This window comes from Cryomorpha ignava, from assembly GCF_010686655.1.
GTDB lineage: Bacteria > Bacteroidota > Bacteroidia > Flavobacteriales_D > Cryomorphaceae > Cryomorpha > Cryomorpha ignava.
Window position 1 is genome coordinate 1 of sequence record NZ_JAAGVY010000119.1, and the last position, 1,395, is coordinate 1,395.

General features: G+C 39.2%; 1 protein-coding gene. It reads left to right on the forward strand.

The window, feature by feature from the left end; all coding sequences use genetic code 11:
• The first annotated feature begins 294 nt into the window (after positions 1-294).
• A complete protein-coding gene (locus G3O08_RS20645; protein ID WP_163287340.1) occupies positions 295-1,092 on the forward strand; it encodes an SDR family NAD(P)-dependent oxidoreductase in 798 nt (265 codons plus the stop codon).
• Positions 1,093-1,395 lie beyond the last annotated feature (303 nt).

Here is a 1,395-nt window from a genome sequence, read left to right on the forward strand (position 1 = left end):
TTGTCATAAGTCACAGTTCAGGACTTTGCATAAATTCCACATGGTAGCTAATCAAAATGAATTGAAAGCTCATTCAAAAGCGTTCAATAAAGAATATTATACCATAATAGAATAAACGATTTGCCAACAATGTATATAAAAAATAGGCGAAACGGTAATAAATTCAAGGGTTTTGGCTCGTATCAAACTTTGTGCTTAACCGAAAGTTTGGTGCTTCGAAATCGCCTACTTTTCATATACAAACCGTTGTGCGTCAGCTTAAAAATCGAAAAGTTAAACTAAATAAAACTTGCAATGACAAATACAAAAGAAAACGTTGTTTGGATAACAGGTGCTTCGTCTGGTATTGGCAAAGCTATGGCCTTTGAGTGGGCAAGATTAGGGTATAAAGTGGTGCTTTCTGCTAGACGTAAAGAATTGTTAGAAGAGATTGCACTTGAGATTAAAAACTCAGGTGGAGATACATTGGTAGTTCCAGTTGATATTATGGAAGAAAAATCAATAGAAAATGCTGTGCAAAGTATCATAACCACTTGGGGGCGTTTAGATATTGCTGTGGCCAATGCTGGGTTTGGTGTTTTTGGAAGTATAGATAAGTTGACTGCAAAAGATTGGAACAGGCAATTACAAGGTAATGTCACCGGGTTAGCCTTGACGGTAAAATATACCCTGCCACATTTGAAGCAAAACCAAGGTCGCATTGGTTTAGTGGGCAGTGTAGGAGCTTATCTTCCTAATCCTCATGTCGGAGCCTATGGTGCTTCAAAAGCTGCTGTATATTCAATTGGTCTGACATTACAGGCTGAATTAAAGGGTACTGGTGTGAGTTGTACTACCATACATCCTGGATTTGTTGTGTCGGAGATTGCCAGAATTGATAATGAAGGCGTTTGGCATCCTGAACGTCCAGATCCACGTCCGTCAAAGTTAATGTGGCCAACGGATAAAGCTGCGAAAGTTATGGTGAAGGCCATAATGAAGCGAAGAAGAAATTATGTTTTTACAACCCACGGGAGAGTTTTTGTTTGGTTGCAGCGGTGGTTTCCTGGCTTGGTGAGAACGATTGTTTCAAAAGGTCCAAAACCAGAATAAAAAAAGATAGGTCGTAATCTGACTATAACCAATGAAAAAGGAAAGCCGAACGCACAACAGCCGTTTTGCAAAAGCGGGAGTTTCGTACTTCTATGACAGTGAAGTGCTAAATCCAAGCTTTATGCATCTAATGAAGTTTAGTGCTGAAAATCCCCGCCTTCGCAAAGCGGCAAACCGTTACCCTTTATAAAAAGCGCAATTGTTCATTATTCGAGAACTTTTCGTATATTTGCTTAACAATAGAGTGAATGAAAAGGATAATTGCAAAAAGTACGCTTCGCGAATATTGGGCAAAACATGCTG

Excerpts from the sequence above, each read along its gene's own strand:
- G3O08_RS20645 (WP_163287340.1), top strand. The coding sequence starts at position 295 with ATGACAAATACAAAAGAAAACGTTGTTTGGATAACAGGTGCTTCGTCT.